The sequence below is a fragment of the Bacillus sp. hwrm1 genome (assembly GCF_040207805.1).
GTDB lineage: Bacteria > Bacillota > Bacilli > Bacillales > Bacillaceae > Bacillus > Bacillus velezensis.
In genome coordinates this window covers 3,364,468-3,379,938 of sequence record NZ_CP157943.1, presented here as the reverse complement: position 1 = coordinate 3,379,938, position 15,471 = coordinate 3,364,468, and the positions used below count along the sequence as shown (strand labels likewise).

The following is a 15,471-nucleotide window of genomic DNA, read 5'->3' as shown; positions in this document are numbered from 1 at the left end:
AGTTTGAGTTTCTGGAAAAATAAAAATGTGTTTGTGACGGGATGTACAGGTCTTTTAGGAAGCTGCTTGGTGAAGGAACTGATCGATCAGGGGGCCAATGTGACGGGACTTGTCCGTGACACTGTGCCCAAGTCGAACCTGTATCAGGGAGAACAAGTGAAGCAAATGAATATCGTGCAGGGCGCGCTTGAAGATCTGGATGTGATTGAGCGGGCGCTGGGCGAATATGAAATTGACACGGTCTTTCATTTAGCCGCTCAGGCGATCGTCGGCGTCGCAAACCGCAATCCGATTTCCACATTTGAAGCCAATATTCTCGGCACATGGAACATCCTTGAAGCGTGCCGCAGGCATCCGCTCATCAAGCGGGTGATCGTCGCGTCCAGTGATAAAGCGTACGGCGACCAGCCGACACTGCCGTACGATGAAAACATGCCTCTTCAAGGCAAACATCCGTATGACGTATCAAAAAGCTGTGCCGATTTGTTAAGCCACACATATTTTAATACGTACGGACTTCCGGTCTGTATTACGCGCTGCGGCAACTTGTACGGCGGCGGAGATTTGAACTTCAACCGGATTATTCCGCAGACGATTCAGCTCGTGCTGAACGGTGAAGCGCCGGAAATCCGCAGCGACGGCACATTTATCCGTGATTATTTTTACATCGAGGATGCGGTCGAGGCATACCTTTTGCTGGCGGAAAAGATGGAGGAGCTCAATCTTGCGGGAGAAGCGTTCAACTTCAGCAATGAGATTCAGCTGACGGTGCTGGAGCTTGTAGAAAAAATTCTTAAGGCCATGGACAGTGACCTCAAGCCGAAAGTGCTCAACCAGGGAAGCCATGAAATCAAGCACCAATATTTATCGGCGGAAAAGGCGAGGAAGCTTCTGAATTGGACGCCCGCACATACCATTGATGAAGGATTGGAAAAAACGATCGAATGGTATAAAGCCTTTTTTCAAAAGTAACAGAAACAGAGGTGAGAGAAAGACGTGACAAGCGCATATTGCACAGTTTTATCAAAAGGAAGGCTGTATCAGGCTATCGCTTTGTTCGGCTCATTGAAAGCGGTTCAGGCGGACGCCCCCATTTTTACTTTGTGTATGGATCAAGACACCTATGACGTGCTTCAGGCAATGCGGCAGGATAATGTCACCTTGATTCAGGTGTCCGCACTGGAAAATGAGGAGCTCCTTGAACTGAAGCGGACGAGGGATCAGAGCGAATACTGCTGGACGGTGAAGCCGGTATTTCTCGAATTCGTGCTGGACGGACATCCGGAATTAGAGCGTGTCACGTACATTGATGCCGATTTGTTTTTCTTCGCTGATCCGCGCGCGATTTTTGACAATCAGCCGGATTGTTCGGTGCTTCTGTCACGGGGCGATATCGTCATTCCCTCATTTGAAAAACAGGAAATCGACATGCTGCAGCGTCTTTTAGGCCGGTATAATTCCGGTTTTCTCAGCTTCAAAACCGACAGTGCCGGCACAGATTGTCTCAGATGGTGGAAAGAACGCTGCCTGGAAGAATGCAAAAATGCGCCGGGCGAAGGAAAATTCGGAGATCAAGGCTACTTGGATTACATGTCCGGCCTGTTCCCGAATGTGTGTGACATCACCACGCCCGGCGTGAATATCGGCCATTGGAATTACGGCCGCCACACGTTTTCATGGAAGGACGGGCGTCTTGTGCTCGAAGACGGAAGTCCGCTGATTTTCTATCATTTCAGCGGATACCGGATCGTTACAGCCGGCGACATTCGGCAGATTCATGAGACGGACCGGACCGACCTGCCGTTTGTCCATCAGCTTTATCAGGACATTCTGAAGCGGGTGATCGGGACGGTCAGCGCCGTCTGCCCGGAGTTCAGCGGCTTTGCATCTGAGGATGATAACAAATAAATGATCATATACAGGAAGTGAACGAAAAGTGAAGGCAAGCGTCATTGTTCCCGCATATAATTCCAAGGAGCGGCTTTATAACAGCCTGCTGTCCCTGAATGAACAGGAATGCACAGAGCCGTTCGAAGTGATTGTGGCTGACAACGGTTCGGAAGACGGAACCTTATCCATGCTTGAATCATTCAGCGCGAATTTTCCGCTGATTTTTGTGAGAATTAAAGAAAACAGAGGGATCGCTTACGGCCGGAATCAGGCGGTCCGCAATGCCAGAGGCGATATTTTGATCTTCCATGACAGCGATATGCTTGCCGAAAAGGATTTGGTGGCGAAGCATATCAAGGCTCATGAGAACCGGGACGATCTTGTCGTATGCGGTATGTTCTGGAAGCGGATTTACAGCTTTTATTATGACCGTTTTGAAAAAGAGCATAAAGAGAAACTCGCCGAACTGTATGAAGAGCTGCCGGGCGATAAAGAGCCGCTCCTTCATGAAAGTGATATCAGAGACGGAAGTTTTCTTGACCAATGCTTTGATTTAGATACCGACTTTATCCGGGTGCTGAAAAGCATTTTGGAAAAATACGGAGATGATTTGAACGGCTACCGTCTGCCGTGGCGTTTTTTCATTACGAACAATTCGTCAGTCAAGCGACAGCACGTGGCAGATCTCGGCCTGTTTGATGAAGGCATTGTCAGATACGGCTTTGAAGATTATGATCTCGGCATCAGGCTTCATCAGTCGGGAATGAGATTTCAGCTGCGGCGCGATATCATGAGCGTCCATCAGGAGCATCCGAGCAACTGCGCTTCCGTTGATGACATCAGGGCGAATATCGCGTACATGTGCGACAAGTATAATGACATTCATTCGCTTGACGTGCACCTCGCGTTTAACGGCCCGTTTGACGCGGAGTTAACCAACAGCATGATGGCAGACATCGAAGTGCTGCTTAATTATGAGAAATATGAAAGCCTGCTGCACATTTTTCTCGAGCTGCTGCACGCGGTTAAAGACCGCAACCTCGACCCGGACTGGAAGACGAAAAGCCCGCGGATCACGGCGAACAGCTTCAATCTGCCGGAGGTCGGAAAGCTTTTGGCAAAAGCAGAAAAAAAGCTGGGCGTCACGCACTTTGCAAGGGCGTTCAAAGCGCTGGCTGCTGATTTACTGCATGTGGATCTTAAATAAATTGGATGTGATATGGTGAGTAAATATCATTTTTCAACCATTGTTTCCAGAACGCATATCTTTAAACTGATGCCGATGATTCATTCTCTCCATGAGCATTGCCGGGATTTTCATCTGTATGTGCTGTGTGTCGATCAGAAAGCGTACGAACTGCTTCAGCAGGTGCCGTGGGAACATATCACGGCGGTTCAGCTCCATGAAATGGAGGACCCGGAGCTGCTTGAAGCAAAGGGCGGCCGGACGTTTCATGAATATTGCTGGACGCTGAAGCCGGCATTTCTGTTCCATGTGATGACGGAGTATGATGAAGCCGAATATTTTGCCCACTTGGACACCGATCTCTTTTTCTTCTCAGATGCGGGCGAGCTGTTTGCGGAAAAGCCGGATGCTTCCCTTTTTCTGACGGACCACCGCAATTCAGAACGGTTTGCGTCTTATTACAAGCTGACAGGGCAGTACAACACCGGGTTTGTCGGCGCGCGGAATACCGGGGAAGCGTATCGGGCGGTCTGGCAGTGGAGGCAGGATTGCATCTCTTATTGTACGGTGGAGATGAATGAAGAAAAAAAGACATACGGTGATCAAAGGTATGTTGAAAAGTGGCCCGCGCAGTTTGAAGACGTTCATGTCACGGAGTCGATCGGCGCGAATGCGGCGCTGTGGAATATTGAGCAATATGACGTCAGCCTGCGCGGCGGGGCTGTATATGTCAATGACACCCCGCTGATTTTTTATCATTTTTCAGGCTTTACGCTCGTCACGGAGAACGAATTCAATCTGTGCTGGTACTATCACATTGATGACGAGGCGACAGTCAATATGATTTACGTGCCGTACATCAAAAACGTAAAAAAATGGATTGATGAAATTCAAAAAGCGTTTCCTGATTTCAGAGACGGGTTTATTCCGAAATATGCGGTTCCTGATACTCATTTTTATACGGTTGAAACATAAAATCCCTGCCGAAAAGGCAGGGATTATTTTTATGAATGCCATTCTTTTAATGTTTTGTCGCTCGGCAGGACAAAGGCGAGCAGACCTAAAACGGGCAGAAAGGCGACGGCTGTCATGGTCGGCGTCAATCCCGCTGAATCAATAAGAGCTCCGAGCGCAACGGCTCCGATCGCGCCCATTCCGAAGGCGAGCCCGACTGTAAGCCCTGACATCGTTCCGATTTTGCCTGGAACAAGCTCCTGCGCGTAGACAACCGTCACGGAGAAGCTGGACATCAGAACAACGCCGATCAGCGCCAGTACGCCATAGGCGATGACAGGCCCCGCAAACGGAAGGAAAATCGTCAAGGGAGCCGATGCTATCATCGAAACAATGATGACGTTCCGCTTTCCGAAACGGTCTGCAAGCGGCCCGCCGAGAAACGTTCCGACAGCTCCGAAAAATAAAAAGACGAAGATGTAGCTCTGTGCCTGCTGAATGCTGACATGATAGGCATTCATCGCATAGAACGTATAAAAGTTGCCGATCGCGCTCACATACCAGGAGCGCGCGAAAATTAAGAAGATAATCATGATAAGGGCGAGAATAATCGGTTTTGTAATCACGGTCTGCACAGCGGAGGCCGGTGATTTTTTACTTACGGCGCGCAAATGAATAAGGCGGCCTTTATACCATTTGGCGATATAGATGAGAAACAGCACAGCGATTGCGGCGACTAGCGTAAACCAGACAGAGCCGAATTGACCAAGCGGAACGAGAATCAGCGCGGTAATCAAGGGCGCCATCGCCTGGCCGGTATTCCCTCCGACTTGGTAAATCGATTGCGCCAACCCGCGCTTTTCGCCGGCGGCCATGTAGGCGACACGCGATCCTTCAGGATGAAAGACGGCGGAGCCAAGGCCGATAAAAAAGACACAGCATAAAATCGTCAGAAAAGACGGGGCGAACGCGAGACCTAAAATGCCGAGCATGCTTGCGGTGAGTCCGAGCGGCAAAGCATACGGCATCGGGCGTTTATCCGTATACCAGCCGATGACGGGCTGCATCACGGAAGACACCATATTCAGCGTAAAGGCGATAATTCCGAGCTGCGTAAACGTAAGATTCATGGAACGTTCCAATATCGGAAACATCGCCGGAATCACCGCTTGCAGTGAATCGTTCAGCAAATGACAGATCCCGATAATGAACAAAATAGAATACATGGTTGTCTCGGGACGATGGACAGGTTTTTCTTTAAGCGGGGCGGCAATTGCCAAAGTGATTCTCCTCCTTTTTATGTAAACGAAGCATACACCATATTATTCATAAGGTGAATGAATTATCAAGTGCAAAAAAGGCTCTTCTTTCTCAAACAGAAAAAAGAGCCTCCCTTTTTATTTATTTAACAAACTGTGTTTTCTCGAATACATCATATAAACGACGATCCCGGCGGCGATCCAGATGACAAAGGCGAGCCATGTCACGCCCGGCAGGCTGCTTGCGAGATACAGGCATAAGCATGCGCTGATGATCGGCACAAAAGGCACGAAAGGAACACGGAAGGAAGATTTGATCTCCGGATGTTTCTTTCTTAAAACGATGACGGCGATCGCAATGACCGTAAAGGCCGCCAAGGTTCCCATGTTGACGAGATGCGCCAAGGTTCCCAAATCAATAAAACCCGCGATCCCGGCGGCAGCGATCCCCGTCACCCATGTGTTTTGAAACGGTGTTTTAAAACGCGGGTGAACCTTGGAAAACATGCGGGGCAAAAGGCCGTCTCTGCTCATCGCAAATGTAAGGCGCACCTGAGCGTAAAGCAGAGCGAGCATGACCGTTGTAATCCCGATAATCGCGCCGACGGAAATAATGCCTGCTATCTTGTTCTGGCCGACAAATTGGAGCGCGAAAGATACCGGATCTCCGACATTCAGCTTAGTGTACGAAAGCATTCCCGTCAGGACGAGCGATACCGTAATGTAAAGGACGGTGCAGATGGCGAGCGCGCCGATGATTCCGACCGGCATTGATTTCTGCGGGTTTTTCACTTCTTCCGACGCGTTTGATACGGCATCAAATCCGAGATACGCGAAGAAAACGGTCGCGGCGCTCGTGATGACGCCTTTCATTCCGAACGGCATAAACGGCGACCAGTTTTCCGGTTTCACGTAGCCGAAACCGACGATGATAAACAGCAGAATGATCGCAATTTTCATCAATACAATGACATTGTTAAAGCGGGTGCTTTCTTTCACGCCCCTTGAAACAATCGCGGTAATGACCAAAATAATGATAACGGCCGGCAGGTTGAACACGGCACCCGTTTTGCTGCCGGGTGCGGCGGTCAGCGCCTCCGGAAGATGCAGCCCGAAGCCCGCAAGAAGCGACTGGAAATAGGATGACCAGCCGGTTGCGACGGCGGCGAGCGCGATGACATATTCAAGCATTAAGTCCCATCCGATTAAAAACGCGAGACACTCCCCGAGAGTGACATATGAATACGTATATACGCTGCCTGAAATCGGAATGGATGAAGAAAATTCCGCATAACAAAACGCGGCGAGCGCGCAGGCAAGGCCCGCGAGCACAAACGACAGAATCAAAGCCGGTCCTGCGCCTGTCGCGGCCACAGTCCCGGTAATCACAAAAATCCCCGTGCCGACAACACAGCCGATTCCGAGCAAAACCAAGTCAAAAGCGCTTAACGAGCGGGACAGACTGGTCTGTTTGCTCTGAGCCTTTAAGTCGGCCAGCGGCTTTTTCCGAAATAGTAAAGACATATGAGTCCTCCTGAAAATTCATAATATTCTTATCATTATATACACTGACGTTTGTATTATATTGTCGAAATTTCTCGCAGTCAATTAAAGAATTTTCCACTTTAAAAGGACAAAGCTAAAAAGCGTCGATGCACGGAAGGAACGGGAATTTTATTGTGAAATAGTTCAATTTTCTCACCTTAAGACCGATACAAAAGATGACTCATCAACTAATTTCAAGTTTCGGTGAAAGGGAGATGTTTTACATGTTTCAATATGAAGAACTAAATAAGCAGTTTATCGGCGGCCGATGGAGGGATGGGAGCAGCCGGAACGTATTGGAAAACAGAAATCCTTATACTCAAAAAGTCATCACCTCATTCCAAAAAGCGACGTCTGATGATGTGGATGCGGCATATCGCGCCGCGGCTCTTGCGAAACAAGAATGGGACAAAGTAAACCCTTTTAAAAAGCGGGCCATTTTGGAAAAAGCCGTTTCTTTCATTGAAGAGCACGAAGAAGCGATTATTTACTTAATCATGGAGGAGCTTGGCGGAACACGGCTGAAGGCTGAGTTTGAAATCGGACTTGTCAAAAATATGATAAAAGAAGCCGCAACATTTCCGGTGCGGATGGAAGGGAAAATTCTCCCGTCCACGATTGACGGAAAAGAAAACAGACTGTACAGAATACCCGCCGGAGTCGTGGGGGTGATCAGCCCGTTTAATTTCCCGTTTTTCCTTTCGATGAAATCTGTTGCGCCGGCACTCGGCGCGGGGAACGGCGTCGTGCTGAAGCCTCATGAAGAAACACCGATCTGCGGCGGAACGCTTATCGCGAAAATTTTTGAAGCGGCCGGCGTACCGGACGGGCTGCTGAATGTTATCGTGACGGATATCGGGGAGATCGGCGACAGCTTTGTTGAGCATCCCGTCCCGCGGATAATCTCATTTACAGGCTCAACCGGAGTGGGCAGCTATATCGGACAGCTTGCGGTCAAACACTTTAAAAAACCGCTGTTGGAGCTTGGCGGAAACAGCGCGCTGATCGTGCTTGAGGATGCTGATCTTGAATACGCCGTCAATGCGGCCGTATTCAGCCGGTTTACGCATCAAGGCCAGATCTGCATGTCGGCGAACCGCGTGCTCGTTCACACATCTGTATATGACAAATTTACAGAGCTTTACGAAGCGAAAGTGTCATCGCTGAAAGTCGGCGATCCGATGGACCCTGATACGGTTATCGGTCCTTTAATCAATGAGAGACAGGCGGAAGGTCTGAGACGGTCTGTCGAAAAAGCGATAGAAGAGGGAGCGGTTCCGGTGCTGTCCGGCCGATTCAGCGGAACGGTCGCTGAGCCCGTCATTTTAAAAGATGTGAAACCTGAGATGAACATTGCGAAGGAGGAGCTGTTCGGACCGGCCGTCTGCATCATGCCGTTTGAAACGGAGGATGAAGCGGTAAGCATCGCAAACGCGACACCGTTCGGTTTAAGCGGAGCCGTGCATACGGCAAACGTTGAGCGCGGCGTTGAGTTTGCTAAGCGGATCGAAACCGGCATGATTCACGTCAACGATACGACCATTAATGATGAACCGAACGTCGCGTTCGGCGGTGAGAAGCAATCAGGTCTCGGCAGGCTGAACGGCGAATGGAGCCTTGAAGAATTCACCACGCTGAAATGGATTTCGGTTCAGCATGAAAAACGGCAATTCCCATATTAAGAAGGAGTGAAAGAAATGAGTATACAGACGGAGCAGCAAACGCACAGCCTGCTTGACGCATTTGTCAAAGTTGCGCCTTTTTTAAACAGCCTGATCCAAGATGACATCACCATCGGAATTTATGATACAGAAAAATTAATCGTGAATATTCCGGCTAAAACGTTTTCTCTTAATGTAAAGCCGGGAGACCCGCTGCAAAAAGGGGACATCATTACAGACGCGATCCGCATGAATCAGAAGAAGACAAGCATGGTGCCGAAAGAGCTCTTCGGATTTCCGCTGATCGCCAGAGCGATTCCGCTTCACGATGAAAACGGAAAAGTCATCGGCGGCGTCGGTCTCGGCACGAGCCTTGAAAAATCAGCCAAGCTTCATGATGTCGCTGAAAGCCTGTCCGCCGTCGTGGAACAGACCGCTTCGGCCATCGCGGATATCTCAGAATCCATCAGCGGTTTCTCAGCACAGATGACCGGAATTTCCGCTCAGGCGAAACAAGTCAGTGAAAGCGCGGGAGAAATCGCCGACATTTCCGTCACTGTCAAGGGCATCTCGGATCAAAGCAATCTGCTCGGTTTGAATGCGGCCATTGAAGCCGCGAGAGCAGGAGAATCCGGCAAGGGCTTTTCCGTGGTGGCGGATGAGATCCGCAAGCTTGCCACTCATTCAAAAGACAACGTCGGCCAAATTGACCAGATTACGAAAAAAATCCACAGCCTGCTGAAAGGGCTGGAGGACTCTATTGAATCCATCAACCAGAACACAAACGGCCAAGCGGCGGCGGTTGAACAAATTTCTGCCACGATGCAGGAAATTTCGGGAAGCGCCCAGCATTTAGCGAAAATGGCTGAAAACGTACTCGGAGAGTCATAAAAAAAGGGAGCTTACGGGCTCCTTTTTTGTTTTCCTTTTATCAATCGGAAACTGCACTTACACGTTTGATCCGTCATGCTAAAGGGGTACACATACGAATACATCACCCATGATAAAGGAGAGTCTTGTATGTCTGATGCAAATCTGCACAACCCGCTGACGAAATATGATCATGATGAATTTCCAAAACAATATCAAGAACCGCCCGGTTTGCAGAAAGAGATGAAGCCTGTGCCGGATTGCGGTGAAACAAGCTATAAAGGAGCCGGCAAGCTGAAGGGAAGAAAAGCCCTCGTCACCGGCGGCGATTCAGGTATCGGCCGGGCCGCCGCGATTGCTTATGCCCGGGAAGGGGCGGATGTGGCGATTAACTATCTGCCTGAGGAACAGCCGGATGCTGAAGAAGTGAAAGCGTTAATTGAAAAAGAGGGAAGAAAAGCCGTTCTGCTGCCGGGAGATTTAAGCGATGAAGCGTTTAGCGGAGAATTGGCGGAAAAAGCGTATCAAGAGCTTGGCGGTCTTGACACGCTCGCTCTTGTCGCCGGCAAACAGCAGGCAGTGGATGATATCAGCGATCTTACTACAGAACAAATCTATCAAACATTTGAAGTCAACGTATTCTCGCTGTATTGGCTCGTCAAAGCCGCGCTTCCGTATCTGCCGGAAGGCGCGTCTATTATCACGACAACGTCCGTAGAAGGGTATAATCCAAGCCCGATGCTGTTGGATTATGCCGCGACGAAACATGCCATTATCGGTTTTACCGTCGGCTTAGGAAAACAGCTGGCGAATAAAGGAATCAGAGTCAACTCGGTAGCGCCGGGGCCGATCTGGACGCCTCTGCAGATTTCGGGAGGACAGCCCGGTGAAAACATTCCGAAATTCGGTAAGGAAACACCGGCCGTTCCATTAAAGCGCGCCGGACAGCCGGCGGAGCTAGCAGGGATTTATGTCTTTTTGGCCTCAGAAGAATCGAGTTATGTGACATCCCAAATTTACAGTGTAAGCGGAGGAATTCCGACAGCGTAATCAATAAGGAGCTGCCCTTCATACGGGGCAGCTCTTTTTTTCGATGTTATGTGCCGAGCACGTTTTGATTATACAGGACACTCGGATGTGACGGATGATAGGAGGCGGCTTTGTCGTTATGAATCTTCGCTTTTTCTCTGTCGCCGAGCTGCCAGTGGCAGACGCAGAGCTGCAGATGGGGATACCAGGTGGAATATTCGAGCTGGGTAAAGCCTGCATCACTGCTTTTGGCGGATAGGGCGAGTTCATACCAAAACACGCCCTGCCGGTATTGCCGTTTCTCCGCAAAATAGTCGCCGAGCCTGCAGCAGAACTCCGGACGCGGACAATCGATCAGAAATGATTTTAAGAGAGACGTCATGGCGGCCTCTTCATGGCCGACCGCCCTGTAGCAATCGGATAGATATTGGCACGTTCTGATCTCGTCTTCGATCCAGCACTGTTTTGTGGAAAGAAAATGGTGATAATACGTGATGGCGCGCTGATACTGGCCGTGATCCTTTAATTCATTCGCGAAGTAAAACAAATCGCGCGGTGTCATCGTTTCACTGTTTTCCGCCATTTTCTCATAAATCTTCAAGTTGCGGTCTGAGGGAGGCGAGTGCTTTTTCTCGGATTTCCGGTGTGTGACGGCAATATCGGTTTCTATGATGTTTCCGTATACTTCAAGATACTCATGCACGGCTCCGATCCAGCGGAACCCTTTTTCACGCTTGACGAGTCGGTTGCGGCGGTATCTGAAGCTGACCTCTCCCCGAGCATCAAAGCCGACGTGATAATACATGGATACCGCGTCCACCTCTTTTGAAAGCGACGCCTTCAGTTCAATCAGCTTTTCACGGTCCTTTTCCGTCAATATATCGTCGGCGTCCAGCCACAGAATATAATCCATTTCTGCTTTCGAAAACACAAAGTTACGGGCGGCCGCAAAGTGATCGATCCATTCAAAATCATAAATCTTATCCGTATAACGGGCCGCGATTTCTTTCGTCCGGTCGGTCGAGCCCGTATCAGCAATCACAATTTCATCCGCAATGTCTTTAACGGAATCAAGACAGCCCGCAAGCACTTCCTCTTCATTTTTCACGATAACGCACAAACTGACGCTGATCATGTCATCACCTCTTCCCCTCCAGTGTATAAAAGGAGAGGCGGAAACATTCTTCGGACAAAATGATCTCTTCCAAGAAATTTGTCTGTCCTTTTACTAGTTTTATTCCAGCGCCTGATTTAAAATGAACACATGAACTTACGTGAGGATTGATAGGGACCATGAGCATCATAAAAGCGGAAAACCTTTATAAAACATACGGAGATAAGACATTATTCGACCATATCTCCTTTCATATTGAAGAGAATGAAAGAATCGGTTTAATCGGCCCGAACGGAACGGGGAAGTCTACGCTTCTGAAAACCATTTCCGGCCTTGAATCAACGGAGGAAGGCGAGATTACGGCTTCAGGAAGCGTGCATATTGAGTTTTTGCATCAGGACCCTGAGCTTCCGGCCGGACAAACCGTACTTGAGCATATTTATTCCGGCGGATCAGCCGTCATGAGAACGATGAGAGAATACGAAAAAGCGCTTCAGGCGCTGAATGAAGAACCGGAAAATGACCAGCGCCAGAAACAGCTGCTTGATGCGCAGGCCCGAATGGACGCGAATGATGCGTGGGAGGCGAATACGTTAGCCAAAACGGTTTTAACCAAACTTGGCGTCACCGATCTGATGAAGGATGTCAGCGAGCTGTCCGGCGGCCAGAGAAAGCGCGTCGCGATTGCGAAAAACGTCATCCAGCCGGCTGACCTGCTCATTTTGGATGAACCGACAAACCACTTGGACAATGAAACGATTGAATGGCTGGAAGGCTACTTATCGCAATATCCGGGCGCCGTTATGCTTGTCACGCACGACAGATATTTTCTGAACAGGGTGACGAACAGAATTTACGAGCTTGAGAGAGGCAGCCTTTATACGTATAAAGGAAACTATGAAGTATTCCTGGAAAAACGGGCCGAACGGGAAGCGCTGGCGGAGCAGAAAGAAACAAAACGTCAAAATTTCCTGCGCCGCGAATTGGCGTGGCTCAGAAGAGGGGCGAAAGCGCGCTCGACGAAACAAAAAGCGAGAGTGGACAGAGCGGAGGCGCTCAAAGAGCAAAAAGGGCCGGCAGTCTCCGGATCACTCGATTTCGCGATCGGTTCCCACCGTCTCGGAAAACAGGTGATCGAAGCCGATAACGTCGCCATTACCTATAACGGCCAAGCGCTGATCAGCCGGTTTAATGAGCTTGTCATCCCGGGGGAACGAATCGGCATCATCGGGCCGAACGGAATCGGGAAAACGACACTTTTAAACAGCCTCGCCGGCAGAATTCAGCCTGACAGCGGCAGTATCACCATCGGGCAGACGGTCCGGATCGGCTACTACACCCAGGACCACAGCGAAATGAACGGTGATATGAAAGTCATTGAATATATAAAAGAGACGGCTGAAATCGTCAAAACGGCGGAAGGCGATGTCATCACCGCGGAACAAATGCTTGAGCGTTTTCTGTTCCCGCGTCCGATGCAGCAGACATATATCAGAAAGCTGTCGGGCGGGGAAAAGCGCCGTCTGTACTTGCTGAATGTACTGATGCAGGAACCGAATGTGCTGTTTTTAGATGAGCCGACCAATGATCTGGACACGGAAACATTAAGCGTGCTCGAAGATTATATCGAACAGTTCCCGGGCGTCGTCATCACCGTATCCCATGACCGCTATTTCCTTGACCGCGTCATTGACCGCCTGATCGTATTTGAAGGACACGGTGTCATTTCCCGTTTCCAAGGTTCGTACAGTGAATACATGGAACACGCAAAAGCGAAGAAGACGGCGGTAAAACAGCCGGCCGAAGAGAAAAAGGCGGAGGAAGAGCCGAAGAAAAAGCGCAAAAAGCTTTCATATAAGGATCAGATCGAATGGGGCGGCATCGAAGACAAAATCGCCGGCCTTGAAGAAAAGCATCAGCGTCTGGAAGCGGAAATCGCTGAAGCGGGAAGTGATTTCGGAAAGATTCAAGAACTGATGGCCGAACAGGCAAAAACGGCTGAAGAGCTTGAAGCGGCGATGGAGCGCTGGACCGAATTGTCACTGATGATTGAAGAACTTGAGAATTAAGAAAAGCCGGTACGGCCCCCGAGAAAGATGGCGGGTCATTCCGGCTTTTTTATCTTACACAGATGTCTCCCGGCGCTTTAAAGACAAACGTTTTGTCCAAGCAAAGTTTATCAGCATAAAAAGTTAACGTTTACGTTAAGGTTCAAATGGTGTATAATAGAAACAGATACGACAAGAGGGGGATTCACCTTGGAATGGATGAAGATTGATCAAGTTGCCAAGCGAAGCGGATTGACAAAACGAACCATTCGTTTTTACGAGGAGATTGGTTTGATTCCTGCTCCTAAACGGACAGAAGGCGGCGTCCGGCTTTACTCTGAAGATGATATGGAGGAGCTCGAAAAAGTAACCAGCACAAAAGAAGTGCTCGGTTTTTCCCTTCAGGAGCTTCAGCAGTTTATGGAGATGAGCCGTCAGCTGGAATTAAACAAAGAGGGGTACTTGTTGTCACTGGATCCGAAGGAACGGAAAGAAAAGCTGGAAGAGATTCAGCACGCTTTGAACCACCAGCTTGAGATGATTGATGAGAAGATCAGCACATTTCAGCATTTTAAAACGCGCCTTAACGGAATGAAAGAAAAAGCTGACCGCGCCATTCAATCAATCGAATGATTTTGCTGTAAACGCTATGGATATAGCGTTTCTTTTAATGGATGAAACAGGAGGTCTGGTCAAATGGATACATCATCACAACAGAAAACAGGCTTATTCAGCCAGCCGAAAGCCGTTTGGGCGGTTGCGTTTGCCTGTGTTATTTCCTTTATGGGAATCGGTCTTGTCGATCCGATTCTTCCGGCGATCGCCGCACAATTACATGCTTCACCTAGTGAAGTATCTCTGTTATTTACAAGTTATTTGCTCGTTACCGGTTTTATGATGTTTTTCTCCGGCGCGATTTCAAGCCGGATCGGCGCAAAATGGACGCTGCTTCTCGGACTTATTTTTATCATCGTGTTTGCCGCCCTCGGCGGAAGCTCAAGTTCAATCGCTCAGCTTGTCGGCTATCGCGGCGGCTGGGGGCTTGGGAATGCTCTCTTTATTTCAACCGCGCTTGCCGTCATTGTCGGGGTATCTGTCGGCGGCAGCGCCAAAGCCATTATTTTGTATGAGGCCGCGCTTGGACTGGGAATTTCTGTCGGGCCGCTTGCAGGCGGAGAGCTTGGCAGCATCTCATGGCGCGCTCCGTTCTTCGGAGTGTCTGTCCTTATGTTCATAGCGCTTTGCGCGATTTCACTCATGCTGCCGAAGCTGCCGAAACCGGCGAAACGCGTCGGTGTGTTTGATGCGATGAAGGCACTCAAATATAAAGGCCTTTTGACAATGGCAGTATCTGCATTCTTATACAACTTTGGATTTTTTATTTTGCTTGCTTATTCTCCGTTCGTGCTGGATTTAGATGAACACGGCCTTGGATACGTCTTCTTCGGCTGGGGGTTATTGCTGGCAATTACGTCAGTCTTTACGGCGCCGCTCGTGCACAAAGCGCTGGGAACAGTGGGTTCGCTCGTCGTTCTCTTTATCGCCTTTGCGGTCATTCTCATCGTCATGGGGATCTGGACTGACCATCAGACGTTGATCATTACGTGTATCGTTGTCGCCGGTGCTGTTCTCGGTATGGTGAATACGATCATGACAACCGCTGTGATGGGTTCTGCGCCGGTTGAACGTTCAATCGCGTCTTCAGCCTACAGCTCAGTCCGTTTTATCGGCGGTGCGCTCGCTCCGTGGATTGCGGGAATGCTGTCAGAACACTTCACCGCAAGCACTCCATATACAGTAGGCGGGATCGTCGTTTTTGTCGGCATGCTTGTCCTTCTCATGGGACGCAAACATCTCGCCGGAATAAAAGCCGGACATTAAGAAAAAAAGGAACTTCCGCATGGGCGGGAGTTCC

13 protein-coding genes are annotated in these 15,471 nt (G+C 49.4%); 10 read left to right on the top strand and 3 right to left on the bottom strand.

Annotated elements, in window-relative coordinates:
• Positions 1-3: 3 nt before the first annotated feature.
• The 4 genes from ABK447_RS16860 to ABK447_RS16845 are packed head-to-tail and all read left to right on the top strand — an operon-like array spanning position 4 to position 4,051.
• Positions 4-972 (top strand): GDP-mannose 4,6-dehydratase, encoded by a 969-nt coding sequence (locus ABK447_RS16860; protein WP_012117042.1) that lies wholly within the window; start codon positions 4-6, stop codon positions 970-972.
• Between the two features lie 24 nt (positions 973-996).
• Positions 997-1,908 (top strand): putative nucleotide-diphospho-sugar transferase, encoded by a 912-nt coding sequence (locus tag ABK447_RS16855; RefSeq protein ID WP_015239358.1) that lies wholly within the window; start codon positions 997-999, stop codon positions 1,906-1,908.
• A gap of 28 nt (positions 1,909-1,936) precedes the next feature.
• Positions 1,937-3,097 carry a glycosyltransferase family 2 protein gene (locus ABK447_RS16850; RefSeq protein ID WP_059366706.1) on the top strand — a complete coding sequence of 387 codons (1,161 nt, stop codon included), beginning with the start codon at positions 1,937-1,939 and terminating at the stop codon, positions 3,095-3,097.
• Between the two features lie 15 nt (positions 3,098-3,112).
• Entirely contained in the window at positions 3,113-4,051 is a 939-nt protein-coding gene (locus ABK447_RS16845) for a putative nucleotide-diphospho-sugar transferase (protein ID WP_007408951.1), read from the top strand.
• Between the two features lie 29 nt (positions 4,052-4,080).
• Here the strand turns inward: ABK447_RS16845 and ABK447_RS16840 are convergent, their stop codons facing one another.
• The gene (locus ABK447_RS16840) at positions 4,081-5,310 is read right to left on the bottom strand and encodes an MFS transporter (protein ID WP_007408952.1); all 1,230 of its coding nucleotides are present in this window, start codon (positions 5,308-5,310) and stop codon (positions 4,081-4,083) included.
• 117 nt (positions 5,311-5,427) lie between these two features.
• On the bottom strand, positions 5,428-6,813 hold the full coding sequence (locus ABK447_RS16835) for an amino acid permease (RefSeq protein WP_031379282.1): 1,386 nt from the start codon (positions 6,811-6,813) through the stop codon (positions 5,428-5,430).
• 245 nt (positions 6,814-7,058) lie between these two features.
• On the opposite strand from ABK447_RS16835, the gene ABK447_RS16830 reads away from it, so the two are divergent.
• The 3 genes from ABK447_RS16830 (at position 7,059) to ABK447_RS16820 (ending at position 10,415) form a co-directional block, all read left to right on the top strand.
• Positions 7,059-8,516, top strand: a complete 1,458-nt coding sequence (locus tag ABK447_RS16830) for an aldehyde dehydrogenase family protein (RefSeq protein ID WP_015417005.1) — start codon at positions 7,059-7,061, stop codon at positions 8,514-8,516.
• Between the two features lie 15 nt (positions 8,517-8,531).
• Complete coding sequence (locus tag ABK447_RS16825) at positions 8,532-9,386, top strand: methyl-accepting chemotaxis protein (protein ID WP_007408955.1); 855 nt, start codon at positions 8,532-8,534, stop codon at positions 9,384-9,386.
• 129 nt (positions 9,387-9,515) lie between these two features.
• Positions 9,516-10,415 carry an SDR family oxidoreductase gene (locus ABK447_RS16820; protein WP_020955480.1) on the top strand — a complete coding sequence of 300 codons (900 nt, stop codon included), beginning with the start codon at positions 9,516-9,518 and terminating at the stop codon, positions 10,413-10,415.
• Positions 10,416-10,461: 46 nt separating this feature from the next.
• On the opposite strand, the gene ABK447_RS16815 is transcribed toward ABK447_RS16820, so the two are convergent.
• Entirely contained in the window at positions 10,462-11,529 is a 1,068-nt protein-coding gene (locus ABK447_RS16815; RefSeq protein ID WP_007609987.1) for a glycosyltransferase family 2 protein, read from the bottom strand.
• Positions 11,530-11,687: 158 nt separating this feature from the next.
• Between ABK447_RS16815 and abc-f the strand changes: the two genes are divergently transcribed.
• The 3 genes from abc-f to ABK447_RS16800 all read left to right on the top strand — a co-directional run bounded on the left by abc-f (position 11,688) and on the right by ABK447_RS16800 (position 15,437).
• Entirely contained in the window at positions 11,688-13,577 is a 1,890-nt protein-coding gene (abc-f, locus tag ABK447_RS16810) for a ribosomal protection-like ABC-F family protein (protein ID WP_349909105.1), read from the top strand.
• A gap of 189 nt (positions 13,578-13,766) precedes the next feature.
• Entirely contained in the window at positions 13,767-14,189 is a 423-nt protein-coding gene (locus ABK447_RS16805; protein WP_003155658.1) for a MerR family transcriptional regulator, read from the top strand.
• Positions 14,190-14,252: 63 nt separating this feature from the next.
• A complete protein-coding gene (locus ABK447_RS16800) occupies positions 14,253-15,437 on the top strand; it encodes an MFS transporter (RefSeq protein ID WP_007408959.1) in 1,185 nt (394 codons plus the stop codon).
• Positions 15,438-15,471 lie beyond the last annotated feature (34 nt).

What these genes read in the sequence shown, in the direction of transcription:
- ABK447_RS16835 (WP_031379282.1), bottom strand. Translation starts at nt 6,813, where the DNA reads ATGTCTTTACTATTTCGGAAAAAGCCGCTGGCCGACTTAAAGGCTCAG.
- ABK447_RS16830 (WP_015417005.1), top strand. Translation starts at nt 7,059, where the DNA reads ATGTTTCAATATGAAGAACTAAATAAGCAGTTTATCGGCGGCCGATGG.
- ABK447_RS16825 (WP_007408955.1), top strand. Translation starts at nt 8,532, where the DNA reads ATGAGTATACAGACGGAGCAGCAAACGCACAGCCTGCTTGACGCATTT.
- ABK447_RS16820 (WP_020955480.1), top strand. Translation starts at nt 9,516, where the DNA reads ATGTCTGATGCAAATCTGCACAACCCGCTGACGAAATATGATCATGAT.
- ABK447_RS16815 (WP_007609987.1), bottom strand. Translation starts at nt 11,529, where the DNA reads ATGATCAGCGTCAGTTTGTGCGTTATCGTGAAAAATGAAGAGGAAGTG.
- abc-f (WP_349909105.1), top strand. Translation starts at nt 11,688, where the DNA reads ATGAGCATCATAAAAGCGGAAAACCTTTATAAAACATACGGAGATAAG.
- ABK447_RS16800 (WP_007408959.1), top strand. Translation starts at nt 14,253, where the DNA reads ATGGATACATCATCACAACAGAAAACAGGCTTATTCAGCCAGCCGAAA.